The sequence below is a fragment of the Pseudomonas sp. Leaf59 genome, assembly GCF_920984685.1.
Taxonomy (GTDB): Bacteria; Pseudomonadota; Gammaproteobacteria; order Pseudomonadales; family Pseudomonadaceae; genus Aquipseudomonas.
This window is the reverse complement of record NZ_CAKLBR010000002.1, coordinates 222,391-243,416: the sequence shown is the minus strand read 5'-3', so window position 1 is coordinate 243,416 and position 21,026 is coordinate 222,391. Positions and strand designations below refer to the sequence as shown.

The window sequence follows — 21,026 nt, the reverse complement described above, 5'->3', positions numbered from 1 at the left end:
CATGGGCAATCGCTCGCCGCTCCTGCGCTATACGCTGCTGGCCATCGGCTGGATCAGCGTGGCGCTGGGGGTGATCGGCATTTTCCTGCCGGTGCTGCCCACCACACCGTTCCTCCTGCTCGCCGCCGCCTGCTTCGCACGCAGCTCTCCGCGCTTCTACCGCTGGCTGGTGGAACACCCGCAACTGGGCCCGTGGATTCGAGGCTATCTGGACGGCAATGGCATCCCGCTCAAGGGCAAGGTCTACGCCATCGGCCTGATGTGGCTGAGTATCGGCGTATCCTGCTACCTGGTGCCCTCGCCCTGGGCGCGCGGGTTCATGCTGACCAGCGCCGTGCTGGTAACGGTTTACATCCTGCGTCAGAAAACCCTGCCACCGAGGTGATCGAGGGGCGACCTTGGTCGACACTGACTAACCCCTTGCATCATGCGAGACTGTCCCGCCGGGCCGGGTCTGCCTGGGTGTTCCTGTGCTCGGAGTTAACATGACGCTGTCCAGCGGGCTGATCGCCGCCGTTGCCCTGGCCTATATGGCCATTATGTTTGCCATCGCCTTCTACGGTGACCGCCGTCGCGCGCCATTGCCACCACGTGTGCGCGCCTGGGTGTACAGCCTGTCGCTGGCGGTGTATTGCACCAGCTGGACGTTCTTCGGCGCCGTCGGCCAGGCGGCCGAACAGCTGTGGGCATTCATCCCGATCTACCTGGGCCCGGTGCTGTTGCTGGTACTGGCACCCTGGGTGCTGCAAAAGATGGTGCTGATCAGCAAGCAGGAAAACATCACCTCCATCGCCGACTTTATCGCCGCCCGTTATGGCAAATCCCAGTCGCTGGCCGTGGTGGTTGCATTGATCTGCCTGGTCGGCGTGCTGCCGTATATCGCGCTGCAACTCAAAGGCATCGTGCTGGGGGTCAACCTGTTGATCGGCTCTGGCGCCGACACCACCGGCACCCGCGCCCAGGACACGGCGCTGGTGGTTTCACTGGTGCTGGCGCTGTTCACTATCGTCTTCGGCACCCGCAACCTCGACGCCACCGAACACCACCGAGGGATGGTGCTGGCGATTGCATTCGAATCGCTGGTCAAGCTGTTCGCGTTTCTTGCGGTCGGCGCGTTTGTGACCTACGGCTTGTATGACGGCTTCGACGACCTGTTCAGCCAGGCGATGCTCGCGCCCCGGCTGGAGGAATACTGGAAAGAGACCATCAATTGGCCGTCGATGGTGGTGCAGACGGGCGTCGCCATGATGGCGATCATCTGCCTGCCACGGCAGTTCCACGTCACAGTGGTCGAGAACATCGACCCGCAGGACCTGCGCCTGGCCAAATGGGTGTTTCCGGCGTACCTGATCCTCGCCGCACTGTTCGTGGTGCCAATTGCCTTGGGCGGCAAGATGCTGCTGCCCGGCTCGGTATTGCCCGACTCCTACGTGATCAGCCTGCCCCTGGCCGAAGCTCATCCGGCGCTGGCGGTATTGGCGTTCATCGGCGGCGCCTCGGCAGCCACCGGCATGGTGATCGTGGCCAGCATCGCGCTGTCGACCATGGTGTCCAACGACATGCTGCTGCCCTGGCTGCTGCGCCGTTCCAGCGCCGAGCGGCCGTTCGAAGTGTTCCGCCACTGGATGCTCTCGGTGCGCCGGGTCAGCATTGTGATCATCCTGCTGCTGGCCTATGTCAGCTATCGGTTGCTGGGCTCCACCGCCAGCCTGGCCACCATCGGTCAGATCGCCTTTGCCGCCGTGACCCAACTGGCGCCCGCCATGCTCGGCGCGTTGTACTGGAAGCAGGCCAATCGGCGTGGCGTGTTTGCAGGCCTCGCGGCGGGCACGTTCCTGTGGTTCTACACCCTGGTCCTACCGGTGACCGCGAAAAGTCTCGGTTGGTCCTTCAGCATTTTCCCCGGCATGACCTGGCTGCATTCGCACCCGCTGGGGTTGTCCGTCACCTCGCTGACCCTCGGCACGGTGTTTTCCCTGGCAGGCAACTTCACTCTGTTCGTGTGGGTGTCGATGTTGTCGCGCACCCGGGTTTCCGAGCATTGGCAGGCCGGCCGCTTTATCGGCCAGGAGACCAGCCAGCGTGCCAGCGCGCGCTCCATGCTGTCGGTGCAGATCAGCGACCTGCTCAGCCTGGCGGCGCGCTTTGTCGGTGAGGAACGCGCGCAGCAGAGCTTCATCCGCTTCGCCTATCGTCAGGGCAAAGGTTTCAACCCCAACCAGAATGCCGACAATGACTGGATCGCCCACACCGAACGCCTGCTGGCCGGGGTACTCGGCGCCTCGTCGACGCGGGCCGTGGTAAAAGCTGCCATTGAAGGTCGGGAAATGCAGCTTGAGGACGTCGTCCGAATCGCCGACGAAGCCTCGGAAGTGCTGCAGTTCAACCGGGCCCTGTTGCAAGGCGCCATCGAGAACATCACCCAGGGCATCAGCGTGGTCGATCAGTCACTCAAGCTGGTGGCCTGGAACCGCCGTTACCTGGAGCTGTTCAACTACCCGGACGGGCTGATCAGCGTGGGCCGGCCAATTGCCGACATCATTCGCTACAACGCCGAACGCGGCCTGTGCGGCCCGGGCGAGGCCGAGGTGCATGTGGCGCGACGTCTGCACTGGATGCGCCAGGGCCGTGCGCACACCTCCGAGCGTCTGTTTCCCAATGGCCGGGTGATCGAGCTGATCGGCAATCCGATGCCGGGCGGCGGCTTTGTCATGAGTTTCACCGACATCACCGCGTTCCGCGAAGCGGAGCAGGCCCTCACCGAGGCCAATGAAGGGCTGGAACAACGGGTGACCGAGCGCACCCATGAACTGTCGCAACTCAACCTGGCACTCACCGACGCCAAAGGCGTGGCCGAGTCTGCCAGCCAGTCGAAAACCCGCTTTCTCGCCGCAGTGAGCCATGACCTGATGCAGCCCTTGAACGCCGCACGTCTGTTCTCCGCCGCCCTCTCCCATCAGCACGACGGCCTTTCGAGCGACGCCCGGCAACTGGTGCAGCACCTGGACAGTTCGCTGCGTTCGGCTGAAGACCTGATCAGCGACCTGCTGGACATTTCGCGCCTGGAAAACGGCAAGATCAACCCGCAGCGTCAGCCGTTTGTACTGAACGAACTGTTCGACACCCTTGGCGCCGAGTTCAAGGCGTTGGCTCAGGAGCAAGGCTTGCGCTTTCGTCTGCGCGGTAGCCGTCTGCGAGTCGACAGTGACATCAAGCTGCTGCGGCGGATTTTGCAGAATTTTCTGACCAATGCATTCCGTTATGCCGAAGGCCCGGTGCTGCTGGGCGTACGCCGGCGTCGCGGGGAATTGTGCCTGGAGGTGTGGGACCGTGGCCCGGGCATTCCGCTGGATAAACAGAAGGTCATTTTCGAGGAGTTCAAGCGCCTGGACAGCCACCAGACCCGCGCCGAGAAAGGCCTGGGCCTGGGCCTGGCGATTGCCGATGGCTTGTGCCGGGTGCTGGGCCACCGCCTGAGCGTGCGCTCCTGGCCGGGCAAAGGCAGCGTGTTCAGCGTGCGCGTGCCATTGGCGCGCAACCAAGCCAGCCCACCGATCAAGGCGCCGCAGGAAACCGGCCAACCGCTGAGTGGCGCGCGCGTGCTGTGCGTGGACAACGAAGACAGCATCCTGATCGGTATGCGCAGCCTGCTGACCCGGTGGGGCTGCGAAGTATGGACCGCCGCCGATCAGGCGCAATGCGCCGTCTTGCTTGCCGACGGCGTACGTCCGCAACTGGTGTTGGTGGACTATCACCTGGACCACGGCGAAACCGGCACCGGGCTGATGGGTTGGTTGCGTGCGCAGCTGGCCGAGCCGATTCCCGGCGTGGTGATCAGCGCCGATGGCCGTGCAGAGACAGTCGCCGAAGTTCACGCAGCGGGGCTGGACTACCTCGCCAAGCCGGTAAAACCTGCAGCGCTGCGGGCGCTGTTAAGCCGGCACCTGCCGCTGTAAGCCTGCTTCACTCGGTCAAAATGTGGCAGGGGGCGTGCTCCCGATTGCAGTCGCTCAGCCAACCAAAACGTAGCTGGCCCGCCGCTATCGGGAGCAAGTCGCCTCCCACACTGGGGCTGCGTTTTTATTCGGGGACGTGCGCCACGCCATCAGAGTCGGTCATCGCGCGTTCGAGCAAATCGGCCGGCAGGCTTTTGCTGGCGCGGGCACCGAGCAGCCTTAATTGCTCGGTGCGGCTGACCAGATTTCCGCGTCCATCCGTAAGCTTGTTGCGCGCTGCGCTGTAAGCCTTATCCAACTGCTGCAGCCGGTTGCCCACTTCATCCAGGTCCTGGATAAACAGCACGAACTTGTCGTACAGCCACCCGGCGCGTTCGGCGATCTCCCGCGCGTTCTGGCTTTGACGCTCCTGCTTCCACAGGCTGTCGATCACGCGCAATGTGGCGAGCAAGGTGGTGGGGCTGACGATCACGATGTGGCGGTCGAACGCTTCCTGGAACAGGTTGGGCTCGGCCTGCAAGGCCGCCGAAAAAGCCGCCTCGATCGGCACGAACAACAGCACGAAGTCCAGGCTGTGCAAACCCTCCAGGCGTTTGTAATCCTTGCCGGCCAAGCCTTTGACGTGATTGCGCAGCGACAGCACGTGCTGCTTCAACGCCGCCTGGCCGATCACCTCGTCATCCGCCGCCACATACTGCTGGTAGGCGGTCAGGCTGACCTTGGAGTCGACCACCACCTGCTTGTCGCCGGGCAACATGATCAGCACATCCGGCTGGAAACGCTCGCCGTCCGGACCCTTGAGGCTGACTTGTGTCTGGTACTCGCGGCCCTTCTCCAGGCCTGCATGCTCCAGCACGCGCTCAAGGATCAACTCGCCCCAGTTGCCCTGGGTTTTCTGACCCTTGAGGGCGCGGGTCAGGTTAGTGGCTTCGTCCGACAGGCGCAGGTTCAATTGCTGCAGGCGTTCAAGCTCCTTGGCCAGGGAGAAACGTTCACGGGCCTCATTCTGGTAGCTTTCTTCAACGCGCTTTTCGAAGGACTGGATGCGTTCCTTGAGCGGATCGAGCAACTGACCGAGGCGTTCCTGGCTGGTTTCGGCGAAGCGCTGCTCACGTTCATCGAAGATTTTCCCGGCCAGCTCAGCGAATTGCGCACGCAGCTCATCCCGGGAACCTTGCAGGTCGGTGAGGCGTTGCTGGTGGCTGTCCTGTTGCTCGCGCAGCTCGGCGCGCAAGGCGGCCGCCAGGGCGTCGAGGCGGCGCAGTTCGGCTTCCTTGGCGCTACGGTCGAGATTCCAGGCGTGGGCGGTATCGCGGGCATTATCGCGATCGATCTGCAGCAATTCGACCTCGCGACGCACGGCCGCCAGATCCGCCTGCTTGGCCGCGTTGGCGTGGCTCAAGTCGCTGATCTCATCGCGGCTGGCGTCCAGCTGGGCGGCAAGCCCTTCCTGGGCCAGTTGCGCGGTGGCCAGTCGTTCTTCGAGCAGTTCCCAGCCGGTGGTGCGCGCAGTCAGGCGCCGCTGAAGCTGCCAACACAGCGCCAATAACGGCACCGCGGCGCCCGCGAGGCCCAGCGCGAGGCTGGTCCAGTCAAAAGCCATAGCCATATTTGCCGTCACCGAAAAAGACCAAGGTTAACCAAGCGCAGGGCTGGAGGACAGCTCAGTCTTCGACCTGGGCCAATTCGCGCAGGGCACGGCGATCGCCGGCGCGGGCGGCCAGGCGCAGCAGGTCGTGGCCGATGCGACGGTCGCGGGCATTCCCGCATTCACGGCACATGAGTTCGCCCAGGCGACTCTGCGCAGCCACCACGCCTGCGCGGGCCGGCTGTTTGAGCAAACGCCCGGCAAAGTGCTTGACGTTGGTGTGATGCCCCAGGCGTGGACTATCGAGCAGCCACAAGGCGACCTTCAGGGAGAAGCGCCTGGGTGCGGTAACAGTCTGGGAGGTATCGGTAACAGAAGATGATACTGAGCGAAACTTCATAAAGCACTGTGGGACAGATCGGAAGGCGCGCCACTCTACTCTTTTTTTCGTGCAGGTAAAGCTGAAATAAACCTGCACGCCCGTGCTAGAGCAAGCGCCTGGGACAATCCACAGAAGCTGTGGATAACTCAGTGGACAACCGTGCTTTAACTTGCGCAAAGCCCCATGGAACGGGGGCCGCAGTCAAACTGACGATTTTTTCACCAATAAAAAAAAGCGATGTTTTTCATTGACTTAAATTTTCATTGCAGGCAAATGGCGGCCCCGGAGTGCAAGTACCGGCAGCACGACACAGGCTGCAACCAATGTGCACAAGTTGCAATCATCCGGCTATATGGGCGTGATTTTTTGAGTCGTCAACCAGCGCAAATGTTACCGAAGGTGCGAAAGCGGGACTTTTCAAATGCCTTTCCGGTCGCCACACTGCCCCACCTGGCAGCGCATCGGTGTACGGATACATGAAAGGAATGCTGTTATTCGCCGTGTTGTTATTGGCCATCTGCGCAACGTCTCTGGGCATCAATGCGGCGCTGCCCTCCCCCGACGGCGCATTGTTCGCCATCGCCATTCTGGTGTCTGCGGCGTTCACGGCATTGAGCCTGTGCATTGAGCTGGGTGAGGGCCGGATCAATGACATGGGGGATGTGATGAAGGTGGTCGAAGCAGGCCAGTCACTGCGGCTGACCCTGGCCACCTACGCGCTGGGCTGCTCGCTGGCGGCGGCGATTACGGTGCTGGTGTATCGCGGACTGCTTGGCGGCTGAATGAAGTTTTTTTGCCAACGGGCTTTCCTTTCGTGTTTCGATCCATTACTATCCGCGGCGTTAGTACCAAGCTGAAAGTCAATTCTGGTCGAACAAATCCCCTGAACAATGCGGGATCGACCACCTCGATGGTTTCCAGGTATCGCTTGCGACGACACAGCCTTTGAACAAGCAAAGGGTGTCGCGAAGTTTCCATACTCTGACCGAACCAACCTGCAGATTGATCAGGATCTTCACCCCGGGCCCAGAACCTTTGCCCTTGTTGTGTTGCCTGCCCTCCTAAGTACCTACCTGCCAGCCCAAGCGCGCCTAATTATCAGCGCTTCAAACTGGCGGCTTTGTTCCAGTCAGGTTCTTCGTTTGATCAATGGTGATCAACGTTACTGGAACGTTTTAACGTTGCACGGTTCTTAAACCGTGTCATTTGTAGGAACACCCATAATATGAACGCTCAAATCCACACTCAGGATGCCATCCGCACCCTCACCAACGCTTTTGCCCCAATGAACTGCCTGATCATGGCCGCTCGCAAAGGCTGCTTCAGTTTCACCCTGGTCAACGAACACGGCATCGCGCGTCACAGCGAACGCCTGTACCCCGATCAATACTCCAGCGCAGAACCGCTGCAGGCCGTGATCGAGCGTACCCGTCAGGCACTGGTTGCCTGATCGACCCGAGTCGCTGAAACGCAAAAACCCTGTCTGAAAAACAGGGTTTTTTATTGCCCGCGATTTGTACTCGGCGATTTCGACCTCAGTTCGAATAGATATAACCGTTATAACTGAATGAAGAAGATGTTTTAAAAACAGCCTTTTACATCACGAATATCACACTACACTTCAACTCGAGCGGCATGATCCGCTTTCGGCGAGCCTGAGCTTCGATTCATTGCTGCCAAGCCCTCCCCGCTCAGGCGTCGTCGACCATCCCCGCTGATTGAAGCGTAAGTGAGCCTTATCGACGGGTGACACGTATCTGAAAATAAATATTTCATGCTCAAAGCGGACTACGCATGGTGAGCAAAGCCCGGTAAACCGGTGTTTCGCCAATGAATCATGAGCCCCCACCGACCGGGGAATTTGCAAGATTCGTCAAATAACGGAAATTATGGTCGGATTGTCCTACAAAACCCCTCTATCTCCTGCATTACAGCCTATAGCGCGATGTTAAATTTATTGATACTTTCCGCAACGGTGATCACCACGGAGTTCTAATAATGAAAAAAGTAATGCTCAAGACCACACTTAGCTTCGCCGTTGCCATGGCCTCTTCCCAACTGTTCGCAAGCGGTTTCGCGCTGAACGAACAGAGCGTCAGCGGGATGGGTACGGGTTTCGCCGGTCGTTCCTCTTCTGCCGATGATGCAAGCACTGTCTACGGCAACCCTGCCGGTATGGCACGCCTGCAAGGCCAGCAGGTCACGGGTGGCGCTGCAGCCATCGACGCCTCCACCGACATCAGCGACGTGAGTGGCCGCTCCCGCGGCAGCAACAAAGGCGATATGGTGCCTTTCACTGGCGTTCCTTTCGGTTTCTACACCAATAAACTCAACGATCAATGGGCGGTCGGCTTCGGCGTCTATGCACCGTTCGGCCTGGTGACCGATTACGAAAGCGGCTTCCAGGGCCGTGGCTTTGGCAGCAAAAGCGAAGTAAAAGTCATCACCTTGCAGCCTACCGTCAGCTACGCCTTCAATGATCGCGTTTCCGTAGGTTTTGGCCCGACCATCAACCGCATCGCCGGCACCCTGGAATCGGACCTGACGCTGAACCCTGCCGCGCCGGACACCAATATCAAGATCAAGGGTGACGACACCGCACTGGGCTTCAACGTCGGCGTGCTGGTTCAAGCCACCGACACCACCCGTGTCGGCCTGACCTATCACTCCAAGGTCAGCTACAAGCTCGATGGCCATACCGAAGTCACCGCACCGACTGCGACTTCGCCGTTCCTGCGCAGCAATCGCTACGATGCGTCGCTGAAGATCGACACCCCTGAGTCCTACGACCTGTCGGTCACCCAGGACCTGACCGACGCGTGGAAACTCTACGCGGGCGCGACCTGGACCCGTTGGAGCCGTCTGAAAGACATCACCGTCGAAAACAAGGGCGTGAGCGGCGCTACCGGCGGCGCACTGGCGCCAGCCCTGGTGAGCACCATCAAGGAAGACCAGAACTGGCACGATACCTGGGCCTACGCCTTGGGTACCTCTTACCAGCTGACCAAACAGGTGGTACTGCGTACCGGCCTGACGTTCGACCAGTCGCCGACCAACAACACGGATCGCTCGCCGCGCATCCCGACCGGCGACCGCACCATCTTCAGCCTGGGCCTTGGCTACGAAGTGATGCCGAACATGACTGTCGACGTGGCCTACTCCTACCTGAAGGAAGAGGACGTCAAGGTTGCACGCTCCAACCAATTGGCCAGCTACAACGCCAAGTATGAAAACAGTGCCAATGGTTTCGGCCTGGGCATGACCTACCGCTTCTGATTCACAGCGGCATAAAAAAGCCCCGCTCTCCTGCAAGGGAGGCGGGGCTTTTCAATGGGCGCCCATCAGGGTTTGGAGGCGATTGCCTTTTCGACCGCATCTATCAACTCCGGGCTGTCGGGCTTGGTGAGGCTGGAAAAGTCGGCGATGACCTTGCCCTGGCGGTCCACCACGTACTTGTAGAAATTCCATTTGGGCGCGTTGCTTTGCTGCGCCAGCACCTTGAACAGGTGCACCGCGTCCGCGCCCCTGACCGGCTGCGGCTCGGTCATGGTGAACGTGACGCCGTAATTCACATAGCAGACCTTGGCGGTCTCCTCGCCGGTCTTGGCTTCCTGCTTGAAGTCGTCGGATGGCACGCCGATCACTTCCAGCCCCTGACCCTTGTAGCGTTGGTACAAGGCTTCGAGACCTTTGAATTGCGGCGCGAACCCGCAAAAGCTCGCGGTATTGACGATCACCAGCGGTTTACCGGCAAAGCGCTGGCACAGGTCGATGGATTCTTTCGCACGCAACTTGGGCAGTTGCCCTTCGAGCAGCGGCGGACACTCGGCAGCCATCGCCACCCCGCCAAAAGCCGCCATCAACACGGGAACTGCAAGCCAGCGCATGTGCATGTGGAAATGTCCTATAAAAAATTCAGAGCCCGAACTTAACAGATCGACATACCCAGTTGCATCAACGCCAGTCCTCCACGTTGCCAGCCCCACCAGGCCATCAGCAACAGGACGATGCCGGCGACGATCACCAACGACCTTGCTGTCCCGCTCATGCGGCCTCCATCTGCGCCTGCAGCCTGGCCACCGGCCGCTCGCGCACCGGCCAGTTCAGGCCTGCAGCGATCAGGCTGAGCACAATTGCCACCTGCCAGATCAAATCGTAGTTGCCGGTATGATCATAGACCACCCCGCCCAACCACCCGCCGAGGAACGAGCCGAGCTGGTGAAACAGGAACACAATCCCACCGAGCATGGAGAGGTTTCGCACACCGAACAGCGTCGCGACCGTGCCATTGGTCAGCGGCACGGTGGACAGCCACAGGAACCCCATGGCCATGCCGAACAGGTACGCGCTGACCTGGGTCACCGGCGCCCACAGGAACAGCGCGATCACCACCGCACGCAACAGATACAACCCCGTCAGCAGGCGCGGCTTGGACATGCGCCCGCCGAGCCAACCGGCGGTGTAGGTGCCGAAGATATTGAACAGGCCAATCAACGCCAGCACGGTGGTGCCGACCGTGGCCGGCAAATGCTGGTCCACCAGGTAGGCGGGCAAATGCACACCGATGAACACCACTTGAAAACCGCAGACAAAGAAACCAAAAGCCAGTAACCAGAAGCCGGAGTGGGAACAGGCTTCCCGCAACGCTTCACGCAGGGTCTGCTGGCCGACCAGTACCGGCAGCGGCCTGTCCTTAAGCATGCTGACCAGCGGCAGAATCAGCGCCACCATCAAGCCCAGTGCCAAGAGCGCGGCCGACCAACCCAGCCAACTGATCAGACCCAGGGTGCCCGGCACCATGGCGAATTGGCCAAAAGACCCGGCGGCGCTGGCAATGCCCATGGCCATGCTGCGTTTTTCCGGGGCCACCGCACGCCCGACCACACCGAGGATCACCGAAAACGAAGTGCCTGACAGACCGATGCCGATCAACAGGCCCGCGCTTAATGACAGCGACCACGCCGAATCGGACAAGCCCATCAACACCAGGCCCACGGCGTAAAGAACGCCGCCGACAAACACGGTTTTGGTCGCGCCAAAGCGGTCGGCCAGGGCCCCGGTGAACGGCTGCGCCAGGCCCCAGATCAGGTTTTGCAAGGCAATGGCGAAGGCGAAGGTCTCACGGCCCCAGCCGAATTCGGCGCTCATCGGCGACAAAAACAGGCCAAAGCCATGACGCACGCCCAAAGACAACGCCAGGATCAGCGCACTCCCCACAAGAACCCAGCCACTGGTGCGCCACATCGAGGTCATTTCTTATTCTCCGCTCGCGGGTATATACCCGCTTATCGTCGAACGAACCCGCCCTCAGGCGAGTTCGTCCAGCAAGGCCAACAGGGTTTCGCGCTTGTCGGCGCCCAGTCGGTCAATCAGTTTCTGCTGCGCCGCTTCCCAGGCCGGCAACGCGGCAGCCAGCCGCTCTGTACCGGCATCGGTCAACATCACCAGACGGTTTCGCAGGTCGCTACCCTCGACCAACTGCACCAGGCCTTCGCATTCCAGCACCCGCAGATTGCGCCCCAGGGTGCTGCGATCCAGGCCCATGGCATCGGCCAGGCTGGAAATACTCGGCTGATCCAGCCGCTGCAGGTTGCACAGCAGTGAATACTGGGCGACGTTGATCCCGAAGCCGTCGAGGGCGCCGTCGTAGTGCCTGCTGACGCCACGAGCGGCGCGACGCAGGTTGATACATAAACATTGGGAGGCAAGCATGGAGCGTGTATATACCCGCGATTGAGCAAATGCAAGAAAGTGTTACAAAGCCAGCCCGACCAGCACCGCCACTTCCAGCAGCTCCAGCACGGCGCCGGCCGTATCGCCAGTGGTGCCACCGAGCCGCTTGACCATCAGCCGGCGCAGGCCGATAAAGCACAGCGCTGCGAGCAGCACGGCGATGCCGCCACTGAAACCGCCGATCAGCAGGCAGGCCAAACCGCTGAGGATCAGCACCTGCTGGCCCACCACGCGCGGTAAATAATCTGACAAGGCCTGGCCCAATCCCCCTGCCCGCACATAGCGCGTGGTGAGAAACAGCGCCAGCATCGAGGCGCGCCCGATCAGCGGCGCCAGGATCAAGGCCGCACCGTTGTGCTGCTCGATCAGGGCGACCAACGCCGCGAACTTGAGCAGCAACACCAGGCCCAGGGTTACCACGGCAATCGGCCCGCTGCGCGGGTCTTTCATAATGCTGAGCGTACGCTCGCGGTCGCCGAAGCCACCGAGCCAGGCATCCGCGCTGTCTGCCAGGCCGTCCAGGTGCAGGCCGCCACTGAGCAATACCCACGCAGTCAATAGCAGCGCGGCGTGCAGCAATAGCGGTGCGCCCATCAACAGACTGTTCAAGCCCCACAGCAGCAACCCGAACAGCAAACCCACCAGTGGATAAAACAGCAACGACCGCCCCAGCTCCTGGGGTTGCGGCATGCCCGGCAGGCGAATCGGCAGGCTGCTCAAAAATTGCAGGGCGATCCAGAACGGCAACATGATCAGATGTCTTCCTTCAATACACCGCCTGCGCCGACGCGCAGGCTGAACAGCCCGCCGTGGCCGACTTCGACGTTCAGCAACTGCTCGCGGGGCAGGCCACGCGCGCGGGCCAGCAGCAAACGCATCACCCCGCCGTGGCTGATCAACAGCACGCGCTCACCGGCATAGGCCTGATGCAGGCGTGAGACCGCACCAAGTACGCGGTCGGAAAAATCGCTGACCGGCTCTCCCTCGGGTGGGGTGAAGTTATACGGATCGGCCCAGAACAGGCCCAGGCCTTCAGCATCGGTTTGCATCAGTGCCGCCGCGCTCTGCCCTTCCCAGGCACCGAAGTGCAGCTCCTGCAGGTCTTTTTCCAGGCTCACCGGCAGGTCGAGGCGTGCACCCAACTCCTCGGCAAAACGCGCACAGCGTTGCAGCGGCGAACTGACTACGCGGTCCCAGGGCCCCTGCTCGACCACGGCGGCGCGCATCTGCGTCCAGCCGTTGGCGGTGAGCGCGTCATCCAGGCTGCCGCGCAGTCCACCGCCCAATTCGGTTTCACCGTGACGCAGCAAGTCCAGGTGCAAGGTCATGCAGGACGGTCCGCCACGGCCGCTTCGGCGAAGGTCGCCATCTGCCCGTGCAGCGCGCAGGCCAGGCGCAACAGCGGCACCGCCGTTGCCGCGCCACTGCCTTCGCCCAGGCGCAGGCCAAGGTCCAGCAATGGCTGGGCGTCGAGGCGTTGCAGCACGTGGCGATGCCCTGGCTCGGCGCCACGATGGCCAAACAGCAGCCAGTCGCGGCACGGCGGGTTCAGATGCGTGGCAACCAGCGCCGCGACGGTGCAGATAAACCCGTCCACCAGCACCGCGACGCCCTCCTGGGCACAGGCCAGATACGCGCCGACCAACGCCGCGATCTCAAACCCGCCGAGGTTGAACAGCGTCTGCAGCGCATCACCGCGTTGCCCGGCGTGCAGCGCCAGCGCGCGCTCGATAACGGCCACTTTGTGGCTGACACCCTGGGCATTGAGCCCCGTGCCCGGGCCGGTCAGGTCTGTCACCGGGCAATCGAGCAAGGCACACGCCAACGCACTGGCGGCGGTGGTGTTGCCGATGCCCATCTCGCCGCCGATAAACAATTGCGCGCCGCTCTCCACGGCGCGCAGCACGCTATCGCGGCCGGCTTGCAGCGCTTGCCTGCCCTGGGCCGCAGTCATCGCCGAGCCCTTGACGAAATTCGCCGTGCCCGCGCCGAGATTCAAATGACGCACGCCGGGCAGTTTCAACGCAGGCGTGACGGTGCCGAGGTCGACCACTTCCAGCTGCGCATCCAACTGGCGCGCCAACACACTGATGGCCGCGCCGCCGCTGACAAAGTTGTGCAGCATCTGCCCGGTCACTTCCTGGGGAAAGGCCGATACACCTTCGGCAACCACGCCGTGATCGCCGGCGAAGATCGCGATCCACAGCCGATCCACCGACGGTTTGACCCGTCCCTGCAACCCCGCCAATTGCACCGCCAGCGCTTCCAGTTGGCCAAGGGAACCGGCCGGCTTGGTCAATTGCTGCTGGCGTGCCAGGGCTTGTTCGTACGCCGAGGCGTCAATCGCCTTACACGGGTTGAGCCACCAGGTGTCACTCATAACGCAGTACCTTTCAAAGTCAGGGGCAGGCCGGCGACGGTCAGAACAACACGCTGACAACGCTCGGCCAGGGCTTGATGCAGCCAACCGGCTTCATCCACATAGCGGCGAGTCAATTCGCCCAGCGGCACGACACCCAGACCGGTCTCGTTGCTGACAAAAATGATCTGCCCAGGCAGCGAGGCCAGGGTGTCCAGCAGTTGATCGCGCTCGAACGCCAGGCGCCCTGCGTCCTCGAGCATCAGCAGGTTGGTCAGCCACAGGGTCAGGCAGTCCACCAACAGGCAGCGATCCACTGCCGCGTTGTCGCGCAGGACACGCGCCAGCTCAATGGGCTCTTCGATCAAACCCCAATGCTCGGGTCGACGCTGGCGATGCGAGGCAACCCGCTCATTCATCTCACCGTCCAGCGGCTGGCTGGTGGCGATATAAGTGACCGGCAAGCCACTGTCGCAGGCAAGCTTTTCGGCGAGACGGCTTTTGCCGGAACGAGCGCCACCGAGGATCAGTTCAAGCATGGATGGCACCTTCGGTTGGCTGAAATTGTTTGGCTGTCAGGCCGCCATCGCGGGCAAGCCCGCTGCCACAGAAAAGCACATCAGCTTTTGAGCTGGCTTTTGATTTTGCTTTTGATCTCAGGCGCCCCGTAAAACCACGCTGGCCGAACGCAGGCTTGAATCCGTGGGCAACCCGGCAGGACGCCGGGTTAGCCGCGCTGGGCCATGGATGGCCCATCGCGGCGGCCCACGGATTCAAGCCTGTGTTCGGGCACACCGAGCCTAAGCGAGGTGCCGAGTGGTGGGGCGAGAGCCTTTTGGTTACTTTTGGGCTCTTCCAAAAGTGACCCGCTGTAAGAGCGGAACCATAAGCAGCCGTTACCGCAACAACGGATATGTACACTGAAAAACCGCCATCGGGAGCAAGCCCCCTCCCACATTTGGAACGCGGCGCTTCAGTTGAATAGTGACCGGCTGTCAGGCTGCCATCGCGGGCAAGCCCGCTTCCACAGAGACGCCGTATGTACACCGTCAGATTCCACACAGTTTGCGTAACAACTCGGTATCCAGATGGTTCTCGACCAAATCCGCCAACCGCTCGATATCGCGCTCACGCAACGCGTGGTAATCCACCTCCTGCACATCCGGCAACCCGGCCCAACGCAGCAAGGCGCTGCACGCGGCGGGAGTTTCGAACAATCCGTGCAAGTAGGTGCCGAGAATTTGCCCGTCAGCACTGAGCGCGCCATCACTGCGCCCATCATCGAGCAGCACCGCAGCACGCGACAGCCCGTCACCCGACGTCACCCCCGCATGAATCTCATAGCCACTGACCTCAGCGTCCTCCAACAACAGCCGCCCACGCACATTGCGCAACTGCTTTTCTTCTTCAAGCGTGGTGGTGAACCCCAGCAACCCCAGCCCATCACTGGACCCCGCCGCCCCTTCCAGCCCAAGCGGGTCATGCACCTGCTCGCCGAGCATCTGCAAACCACCGCAAATCCCCAGCACCTTGCCGCCATAGCGCAAATGCCGCGCCACGGCGCTGTCCCAGCCATTGGCGCGCAGGTACGCCAAGTCACTGCGCACACTTTTCGAGCCTGGCAGGATGATCAGGTCGGCGGCCGGGATCGGCTGGCCCGGCCCCACGAACTGCAAATCTACCTGGGGATGCAGGCGCAACGGGTCGAAATCCGTATGGTTGCTGATGCGCGGCAACACCGGCACCACCACCTTGAGCACCTGCGCAGCCTTGTCGATCTGGCGCCGGTCGATGCCGTCCTCGGCTTCCAGGTGCAGGTCCATCACATAAGGCAACACGCCCACCACCGGTTTGCCGGTGCGCACCTGCAGCCAATCCAGCCCCGGCTGCAGCAGCGCGATGTCGCCGCGAAAGCGGTTGATGATGAAGCCCCGAACCCGCGCCTGTTCGCTGGGCGAGAGCAATTCCAGGGTGCCCACCAGGTGGGCGAACACGCCGCCACGGTTGATATCGGCGATCAGCAGCACCGGGCAATCCACCGCCTCGGCAAAGCCCATGTTGGCGATGTCGTTGGCGCGCAGGTTGATCTCTGCCGGCGACCCCGCGCCTTCCACCATCACCACCGGGTAGGCTGCGCTCAGGCGCGCGTGAGAGGCCAGCACCGCCTGCATCGCGATGGCTTTGTAATCGTGATAGGCCACCGCGTTCATGCTGGTGACGGCGCGGCCATGGATGATGACCTGGGAACCGGTGTCGCTGTTGGGTTTGAGCAACACCGGGTTCATGTCGGTGTGGGGCGCCAGGCGCGCGGCCTGGGCCTGTACGGCCTGGGCACGGCCGATCTCGCCGCCTTCGGCGGTCACGGCGCTGTTGAGGGCCATGTTCTGCGGCTTGAACGGCGCCACCGCCACGTCCTGGCGCACCAGCCAGCGGCACAGCGCGGTCACCAGGGTACTTTTGCCGGCATCGGAGGTGGTGCCCTGCACCATCAGCGTACTCATGCGGTCTCCCGGTAAGCGGCCAGGGCCGTATCGAGGCGCAGCCAGTCGGCCTCGGTGTCGGGCAGGCCGAAGCGCAGGCTGCTGTTGTGGACAAACAGGCGCAGCAGGATGCCGCGCTGGGCCATGAATTCGTGCAGCCGTTCGGCGTGCGTCGTGATCAACCACTGGAACAGAGCGCAGCCGCCCTGAGGTTGAAAGCCGTGGCGCTCGAGCAGGGCAAACAAACGCTGAGCGGCCTCGACACACCGCGCACGCTGGCGCGTATGCCCGTCGCTGTCACGCAGACATGCCTGACCCAGCACACGCGTCGGCCCGCTGACGGCCCAGGGACCGACCTGCTCGGCGAGCAACTTGAGCAACCGCCGCTCGGCCAGGACAAAGCCAAGCCGCACACCGGCCAGGCCGAAGAACTTGCCGAATGAACGCAGCACGATCAACCCGACCTGATGGGCATGGCCTGCCAGGCTCAGGTGCGGGGTGACGTCCATGAACGCTTCGTCCACCACCAGCCAGCCACCGCGTTGCGCCAGGCGGGCGTGCCAATCGAGCAGACGTTGCGGGCTCAGGTTCAACCCGGTGGGGTTGTTCGGGTTGACCACCACCAGCACATCGAGGCTGTCGAGAAAGAAGTCGACTTCCTGCTCCTGCACTTCGCGCACCACATACCCGGCGCGACGCCAGGCCTCGGCATGTTCGGCATAACACGGCGACAACACGCCGACCTTGCCGGAGCGACGCAGGCGCGGCAGTAGCTGGATGGCCATCTGGGAACCGGCCACCGGCAACACATGCGCCGCGCCGTAATACTCGCTGGCGGCCAACTCCAGGCCATCGTCGGTTTCCGGCAGGCGCGCCCAGGCCCGCAGCGGGATCTCGGGGATCGGCCATGGCCACGGCGCCAGGCCGCTGGACAGGTCGAGCCACTGATCTTCGGCAATACCGTATTGAATGGCCGCCTTGCGCAGCCGTCCGCCGTGCTCAAGCATAAAATTGCGCCCCCGCGCACAGGATCAGCAGCCACAACCATACGCCGCGTTGCACCAGTTGCCAGCCCCGCTCGATGGCATCGGCATCCGCCGGCGGGCCTTCGCCCAGCGGTGGACGCTGGTGCAGCTCGCCGTGATAAATCGCCGCACCGCCAAGCGCCACGCCCAGCGCGCCCGCGCCGGCCGCCATCACCGGGCCAGCGTTGGGGCTGTCCCAGGTCGGACCCTGGGTGCGCCAGCACTTGAGCGCCAGGCGGGTCTTGCCCAGCACGGCGTAGGTCAAGGCCACCAGCCGTGCGGGAATATAGTTGAGCACATCGTCAATTCTGGCCGCCGCCCAGCCGAAGCGCTCGAAGCGTTCAGTGCGGTAGCCCCACATCGCGTCCAGCGTATTGCTCAGACGATAAAGCACCACGCCCGGCACGCCGGCAACCACAAACCAGAACAGTGCGGCAAATACCGCGTCGCTGCCGTTTTCCAGCACCGATTCGGTGGCGGCGCGGGCGACGTCGGTGGCGTCCAGTTCGGCGGTCTCGCGGCTGACCAGGTAGCTCACCCGTGTGCGCGCCTCAACCAGGTCATCGCTGCGCAGGGCCTGGGCCACGGGCATCACATGTTCGCCCAGGCTGCGCATGCCCAGGGCGCAGTACAACGCGAGGATCTCCAGCGCCCAGCCAATGTAGGGCGCCCATGACAACGCGGTGGCCAGCAGGGTCAACGGCACCACCGCGATCACCCAGGCGGTCACGCCATGGCTGCGCCAGCCGCGTCCACCGCTGTTGAAGCGTTGCTCGATACGCCCGGCGAAGTTGCCAAACGCCACCAGCGGATGCCAGCGCCGGGGCTCACCCAGCAGCGCGTCCAGCGCCACCGCAGCGACGCACAGCAAGGCCACACTCATTGACTCACTCCCCACGCATTTTCATACAGCATGTCACTCAACGGTTGTGGCTCGCGCCAGCCTTCGAGCTGCAGCATCGGCGCCGGATAAAATTCGGCGACCGGGCCCAGGCACAACACGGCCAGGGGTTTGGCGCCCGGCGGCAAGCCCAGCAGGTCGGCCAGGGCCCGGGGCTCGAACAGCGACACCCAGCCCATGCCCAACCCTTCCACCCGCGCTGCCAGCCACAGGTTCTGGATCGCGCAGGACAGCGAGGCCATGTCCATTTCCGGCAAGGTGCGACGGCCGAAGATATGCCGCTCACGGTCATCCATCAGCGCCGCCACCAGCACTTCGGCGCAGTCATGAATGCCTTCGACCTTGAGCTTCATGAACTGGTCGGAGCTCTCCCCCAGGGCCTGGGCGGTGCGCACGCGTTCCTCTTCCACCAGTTGCTGAATCCGCCCGCGCAACGAGCGGTCGCTGATACGGATAAACCGCCACGGCTGCATCAGGCCGACACTGGGGGCCTGGTGTGCGGCCTGGAGCAGGCGCTGCAATAATTCGGGTGTGACCGTGCCGCCGCTGAAGTGGCGCATGTCGCGGCGTTCGGCGATTGCGCGGTAGACGGCGTCGCGTTCGGCCTGGGGGAATGCGTGATCGGTCATGGCCCAGTCGCGGGCAAACCCGCTCCCACCGTTTGATCTGTGAACGCTGTCTTGAGGTCCGGCGCAAAAAGCGCGGCCACCGCCGCCGGATTCGACGGAAAGTAAAAGTGCACATAGGAAGCGGTCATCCGTCCCTGTCGATACACCGCCTCGGCGCCGCGCCCGCCATTGGGGCTCAGGCCACGGGCGATCGGCTGCCACTCGGTGCTGGTCAAGGAATGGTGATAGGTGTGCCCGCGCAACGTGCCCTCCGGCAGCTCGACACTCTGCAGCGCCAGCGCTGCCAGTTTTTTCTGCATCACCGCGTCGCCCTGCAACAGGCCCACCAGTTCGGCGCGGGTGCCGTCGACGTCGGTGAGCGAGTCGAGCAGGTACAACATGCCGCCACACTCGGCGAGCAAGGGTTTGTTCGCCGCGTGATGGGCGCGAATGGACGCGAGCATCGAGGTATTGTGCGACAGCGCCTGGTGGTGCAGTTCCGGGTAACCACCGGGCAGGTAGAGGCTGTCGGCCTCAGGCAGCTGGCTATCGTGGAGCGGAGAAAAGAACGTCAGCTCGGCACCCATCGCCCGCAACAGGTCCAGGCTGGCGCCATAGGTGAAGGCAAACGCTTCGTCCCGAGCGATGGCAATGCGCACGCCGGCGAGCAGCGGCTCGGCCTCGATCACTTCAGGCACGGCAAAGGTCACTGACGGCGGCACCGCCACTTCGCAACTGCTGCCCAGCGCCTGGGCGGCGGCGTCCAGGCGCGCGTCGAGGTCATTGAGTTCACTGGCCTGCACCAGGCCCAGGTGGCGGCTGGGCAGTTCGATACCGGTCTCGCGGGACAGCGCGCCGTACCAGCGCAGGCCCTCGGTGAGGCTGCCTTCGAGCAGTTGCGCATGGCGCAGGGTACCGACCCGGTTGGCCAGCACGCCGGCGAACGGCAGGTCCGGCTGGTAGCGCGCCAGGCCCAGGGCCAGTGCGCCGAAGGTCTGGGCCATGGCGGTGCCGTCGATCACGCCGAGCACCGGCACGCCGAAATGTCGCGCCAGGTCGGCGCTGGAGGGCGTGCCGTCGAACAGGCCCATGACGCCTTCAATCAGAATAAGGTCGGCCTCGCCCGCCGCTTCCCACAGCAGGCGGCGACTTTCCTGCTCGCCCACCATCCACATGTCCAACTGATACACCGGCGCACCGCTGGCGCGCTCGTGGATCATTGGGTCGAGGAAGTCCGGGCCGCACTTGAACACGCGCACCTTGCGCCCAAGGTTGCGGTGCAAGCGGGCCAGGGCAGCCGTCACAGTGGTTTTGCCCTGGCCGGACGCCGGTGCGGCGATCAGTACGGCCGGGCAATGACGGGGCTGATTCAAAGTTCGACGCCCTTCTGAGCCTTGATGCCGGCCTGGAATGCGTGCTTGAGCATGCCCATTTCGGTGACGGTATCGCCCATTTCAATTAGCTCGGGCTTGGCGCCACGGCCGGTGACCACTACGTGTTGCATCGGCGGGCGGGCCTGCAGGTCGCTGAGGACCTGATCGAGGTTGAGGTAGCCGTGCTTGAGGGCGATGTTCAGTTCGTCCAGCACCACCAGGCCAATGGAGGCGTCTTGCAGCATCGCCCGGGACACCGCCCAGGCGGCCTCGGCGGCGGCGATGTCGCGCTGGCGGTCCTGGGTTTCCCAGGTGAAGCCTTCGCCCATCACGTGAAAGCGCACCTGCTCGGGGAAGCGGCGGAAGAACATCTCTTCGCCGGTGCTGAAACGCCCCTTGATGAACTGCACCACACCGCACTGCATGCCATGGCCCATGGCGCGGGCCAGCATGCCGAAGGCCGAGCTGCTCTTGCCTTTACCGTTGCCGGTGAGCACCAGCAACAGGCCGCACTCATTCGGCGAATTGGCGATGCGCTCGTCGATCACGGCTTTTTTGCGCAGCATGCGCGCCAGATGGCGCTCGTCACGTTCGGGGGAATCGGTCATGGCAGCTCTCCGT

20 protein-coding genes are annotated in these 21,026 nt (G+C 62.9%); 5 read left to right on the top strand and 15 right to left on the bottom strand.

Annotated elements, in window-relative coordinates:
* Position 1 precedes the first annotated feature (1 nt).
* Both LUB09_RS02810 and LUB09_RS02805 read left to right on the top strand, forming a co-directional pair.
* On the top strand, positions 2–385 hold the full coding sequence (locus LUB09_RS02810) for a YbaN family protein (protein WP_231421571.1): 384 nt from the start codon (positions 2–4) through the stop codon (positions 383–385).
* Between the two features lie 100 nt (positions 386–485).
* On the top strand, positions 486–3,956 hold the full coding sequence (locus tag LUB09_RS02805) for a hybrid sensor histidine kinase/response regulator (RefSeq protein WP_231421570.1): 3,471 nt from the start codon (positions 486–488) through the stop codon (positions 3,954–3,956).
* A 124-nt stretch (positions 3,957–4,080) separates the two neighbouring features.
* Here LUB09_RS02805 and rmuC read toward each other — a convergent pair whose 3' ends face one another.
* Together rmuC and LUB09_RS02795 are read right to left on the bottom strand one after the other, a co-directional pair.
* On the bottom strand, positions 4,081–5,445 hold the full coding sequence (gene rmuC, locus LUB09_RS02800; protein ID WP_231421633.1) for a DNA recombination protein RmuC: 1,365 nt from the start codon (positions 5,443–5,445) through the stop codon (positions 4,081–4,083).
* 175 nt (positions 5,446–5,620) lie between these two features.
* On the bottom strand, positions 5,621–5,944 hold the full coding sequence (locus LUB09_RS02795) for a sel1 repeat family protein (RefSeq protein WP_209983518.1): 324 nt from the start codon (positions 5,942–5,944) through the stop codon (positions 5,621–5,623).
* A gap of 458 nt (positions 5,945–6,402) precedes the next feature.
* Here LUB09_RS02795 and LUB09_RS02790 point away from each other — a divergent pair, with 458 nt between their 5' ends.
* The 3 genes from LUB09_RS02790 (at position 6,403) to LUB09_RS02780 (ending at position 9,202) form a co-directional block, all read left to right on the top strand.
* A complete protein-coding gene (locus tag LUB09_RS02790) occupies positions 6,403–6,708 on the top strand; it encodes a hypothetical protein (protein ID WP_209983520.1) in 306 nt (101 codons plus the stop codon).
* Positions 6,709–7,151: 443 nt separating this feature from the next.
* Positions 7,152–7,376, top strand: coding sequence for a hypothetical protein (locus LUB09_RS02785; RefSeq protein WP_003175353.1), 225 nt, complete (start codon positions 7,152–7,154; stop codon positions 7,374–7,376).
* Between the two features lie 548 nt (positions 7,377–7,924).
* On the top strand, positions 7,925–9,202 hold the full coding sequence (locus LUB09_RS02780) for an OmpP1/FadL family transporter (RefSeq protein WP_057010350.1): 1,278 nt from the start codon (positions 7,925–7,927) through the stop codon (positions 9,200–9,202).
* 65 nt (positions 9,203–9,267) lie between these two features.
* Here LUB09_RS02780 and LUB09_RS02775 read toward each other — a convergent pair whose 3' ends face one another.
* From LUB09_RS02775 to cobO, 13 genes are all read right to left on the bottom strand, one after another.
* Complete coding sequence (locus LUB09_RS02775; protein WP_231421569.1) at positions 9,268–9,819, bottom strand: glutathione peroxidase; 552 nt, start codon at positions 9,817–9,819, stop codon at positions 9,268–9,270.
* A 151-nt stretch (positions 9,820–9,970) separates the two neighbouring features.
* Positions 9,971–11,179, bottom strand: coding sequence for an MFS transporter (locus LUB09_RS02770; protein ID WP_416195169.1), 1,209 nt, complete (start codon positions 11,177–11,179; stop codon positions 9,971–9,973).
* Between the two features lie 54 nt (positions 11,180–11,233).
* Positions 11,234–11,638 carry a MarR family winged helix-turn-helix transcriptional regulator gene (locus tag LUB09_RS02765; RefSeq protein WP_209983523.1) on the bottom strand — a complete coding sequence of 135 codons (405 nt, stop codon included), beginning with the start codon at positions 11,636–11,638 and terminating at the stop codon, positions 11,234–11,236.
* 42 nt (positions 11,639–11,680) lie between these two features.
* A complete protein-coding gene (locus LUB09_RS02760; RefSeq protein WP_231421568.1) occupies positions 11,681–12,409 on the bottom strand; it encodes an adenosylcobinamide-GDP ribazoletransferase in 729 nt (242 codons plus the stop codon).
* A 2-nt stretch (positions 12,410–12,411) separates the two neighbouring features.
* Complete coding sequence (cobC, locus tag LUB09_RS02755; RefSeq protein ID WP_231421567.1) at positions 12,412–12,987, bottom strand: alpha-ribazole phosphatase family protein; 576 nt, start codon at positions 12,985–12,987, stop codon at positions 12,412–12,414.
* Positions 12,984–14,039 (bottom strand): nicotinate-nucleotide--dimethylbenzimidazole phosphoribosyltransferase, encoded by a 1,056-nt coding sequence (gene cobT, locus LUB09_RS02750; protein ID WP_231421566.1) that lies wholly within the window; start codon positions 14,037–14,039, stop codon positions 12,984–12,986. Before cobT ends, cobC begins: the two co-directional genes overlap by 4 nt.
* Positions 14,036–14,557: a bifunctional adenosylcobinamide kinase/adenosylcobinamide-phosphate guanylyltransferase gene (gene cobU / locus LUB09_RS02745; protein WP_231421565.1), complete on the bottom strand. Its 522-nt coding sequence runs from the start codon at positions 14,555–14,557 to the stop codon at positions 14,036–14,038. Before cobU ends, cobT begins: the two co-directional genes overlap by 4 nt.
* Positions 14,558–15,067: 510 nt before the next feature.
* A complete protein-coding gene (locus LUB09_RS02740; protein ID WP_231421564.1) occupies positions 15,068–16,519 on the bottom strand; it encodes a cobyric acid synthase in 1,452 nt (483 codons plus the stop codon).
* The gene (gene cobD, locus LUB09_RS02735) at positions 16,516–17,505 is read right to left on the bottom strand and encodes a threonine-phosphate decarboxylase CobD (RefSeq protein ID WP_209983536.1); all 990 of its coding nucleotides are present in this window, start codon (positions 17,503–17,505) and stop codon (positions 16,516–16,518) included. The genes LUB09_RS02740 and cobD overlap by 4 nt, the downstream gene beginning before the upstream one ends.
* Entirely contained in the window at positions 17,498–18,406 is a 909-nt protein-coding gene (cbiB, locus tag LUB09_RS02730) for an adenosylcobinamide-phosphate synthase CbiB (RefSeq protein ID WP_231421563.1), read from the bottom strand. The genes cobD and cbiB overlap by 8 nt, the downstream gene beginning before the upstream one ends.
* Positions 18,403–19,053: a 5,6-dimethylbenzimidazole synthase gene (gene bluB, locus LUB09_RS02725; RefSeq protein ID WP_231421562.1), complete on the bottom strand. Its 651-nt coding sequence runs from the start codon at positions 19,051–19,053 to the stop codon at positions 18,403–18,405. The genes cbiB and bluB overlap by 4 nt, the downstream gene beginning before the upstream one ends.
* Positions 19,050–20,405, bottom strand: coding sequence for a cobyrinate a,c-diamide synthase (locus LUB09_RS02720; protein ID WP_209983542.1), 1,356 nt, complete (start codon positions 20,403–20,405; stop codon positions 19,050–19,052). The genes bluB and LUB09_RS02720 overlap by 4 nt, the downstream gene beginning before the upstream one ends.
* The gene (cobO, locus tag LUB09_RS02715; RefSeq protein ID WP_209983545.1) at positions 20,402–21,013 is read right to left on the bottom strand and encodes a cob(I)yrinic acid a,c-diamide adenosyltransferase; all 612 of its coding nucleotides are present in this window, start codon (positions 21,011–21,013) and stop codon (positions 20,402–20,404) included. The genes LUB09_RS02720 and cobO overlap by 4 nt, the downstream gene beginning before the upstream one ends.
* Between the last annotated feature and the right edge of the window lie 13 nt (positions 21,014–21,026).

Coding starts and splice junctions, on each gene's coding strand:
- cobT (WP_231421566.1), bottom strand. CDS start 14,039: ATGAGTGACACCTGGTGGCTCAACCCGTGTAAGGCGATTGACGCCTCG.
- cobD (WP_209983536.1), bottom strand. CDS start 17,505: ATGCTTGAGCACGGCGGACGGCTGCGCAAGGCGGCCATTCAATACGGT.
- LUB09_RS02805 (WP_231421570.1), top strand. CDS start 486: ATGACGCTGTCCAGCGGGCTGATCGCCGCCGTTGCCCTGGCCTATATG.
- LUB09_RS02790 (WP_209983520.1), top strand. CDS start 6,403: ATGAAAGGAATGCTGTTATTCGCCGTGTTGTTATTGGCCATCTGCGCA.
- LUB09_RS02775 (WP_231421569.1), bottom strand. CDS start 9,819: ATGCACATGCGCTGGCTTGCAGTTCCCGTGTTGATGGCGGCTTTTGGC.
- LUB09_RS02780 (WP_057010350.1), top strand. CDS start 7,925: ATGAAAAAAGTAATGCTCAAGACCACACTTAGCTTCGCCGTTGCCATG.
- LUB09_RS02795 (WP_209983518.1), bottom strand. CDS start 5,944: ATGAAGTTTCGCTCAGTATCATCTTCTGTTACCGATACCTCCCAGACT.
- LUB09_RS02740 (WP_231421564.1), bottom strand. CDS start 16,519: ATGAGTACGCTGATGGTGCAGGGCACCACCTCCGATGCCGGCAAAAGT.
- cobC (WP_231421567.1), bottom strand. CDS start 12,987: ATGACCTTGCACCTGGACTTGCTGCGTCACGGTGAAACCGAATTGGGC.
- bluB (WP_231421562.1), bottom strand. CDS start 19,053: ATGACCGATCACGCATTCCCCCAGGCCGAACGCGACGCCGTCTACCGC.
- LUB09_RS02760 (WP_231421568.1), bottom strand. CDS start 12,409: ATGTTGCCGTTCTGGATCGCCCTGCAATTTTTGAGCAGCCTGCCGATT.
- cbiB (WP_231421563.1), bottom strand. CDS start 18,406: ATGAGTGTGGCCTTGCTGTGCGTCGCTGCGGTGGCGCTGGACGCGCTG.
- cobO (WP_209983545.1), bottom strand. CDS start 21,013: ATGACCGATTCCCCCGAACGTGACGAGCGCCATCTGGCGCGCATGCTG.
- LUB09_RS02765 (WP_209983523.1), bottom strand. CDS start 11,638: ATGCTTGCCTCCCAATGTTTATGTATCAACCTGCGTCGCGCCGCTCGT.
- LUB09_RS02810 (WP_231421571.1), top strand. CDS start 2: ATGGGCAATCGCTCGCCGCTCCTGCGCTATACGCTGCTGGCCATCGGC.
- LUB09_RS02770 (WP_416195169.1), bottom strand. CDS start 11,179: ATGACCTCGATGTGGCGCACCAGTGGCTGGGTTCTTGTGGGGAGTGCG.
- LUB09_RS02785 (WP_003175353.1), top strand. CDS start 7,152: ATGAACGCTCAAATCCACACTCAGGATGCCATCCGCACCCTCACCAAC.
- cobU (WP_231421565.1), bottom strand. CDS start 14,557: ATGCTTGAACTGATCCTCGGTGGCGCTCGTTCCGGCAAAAGCCGTCTC.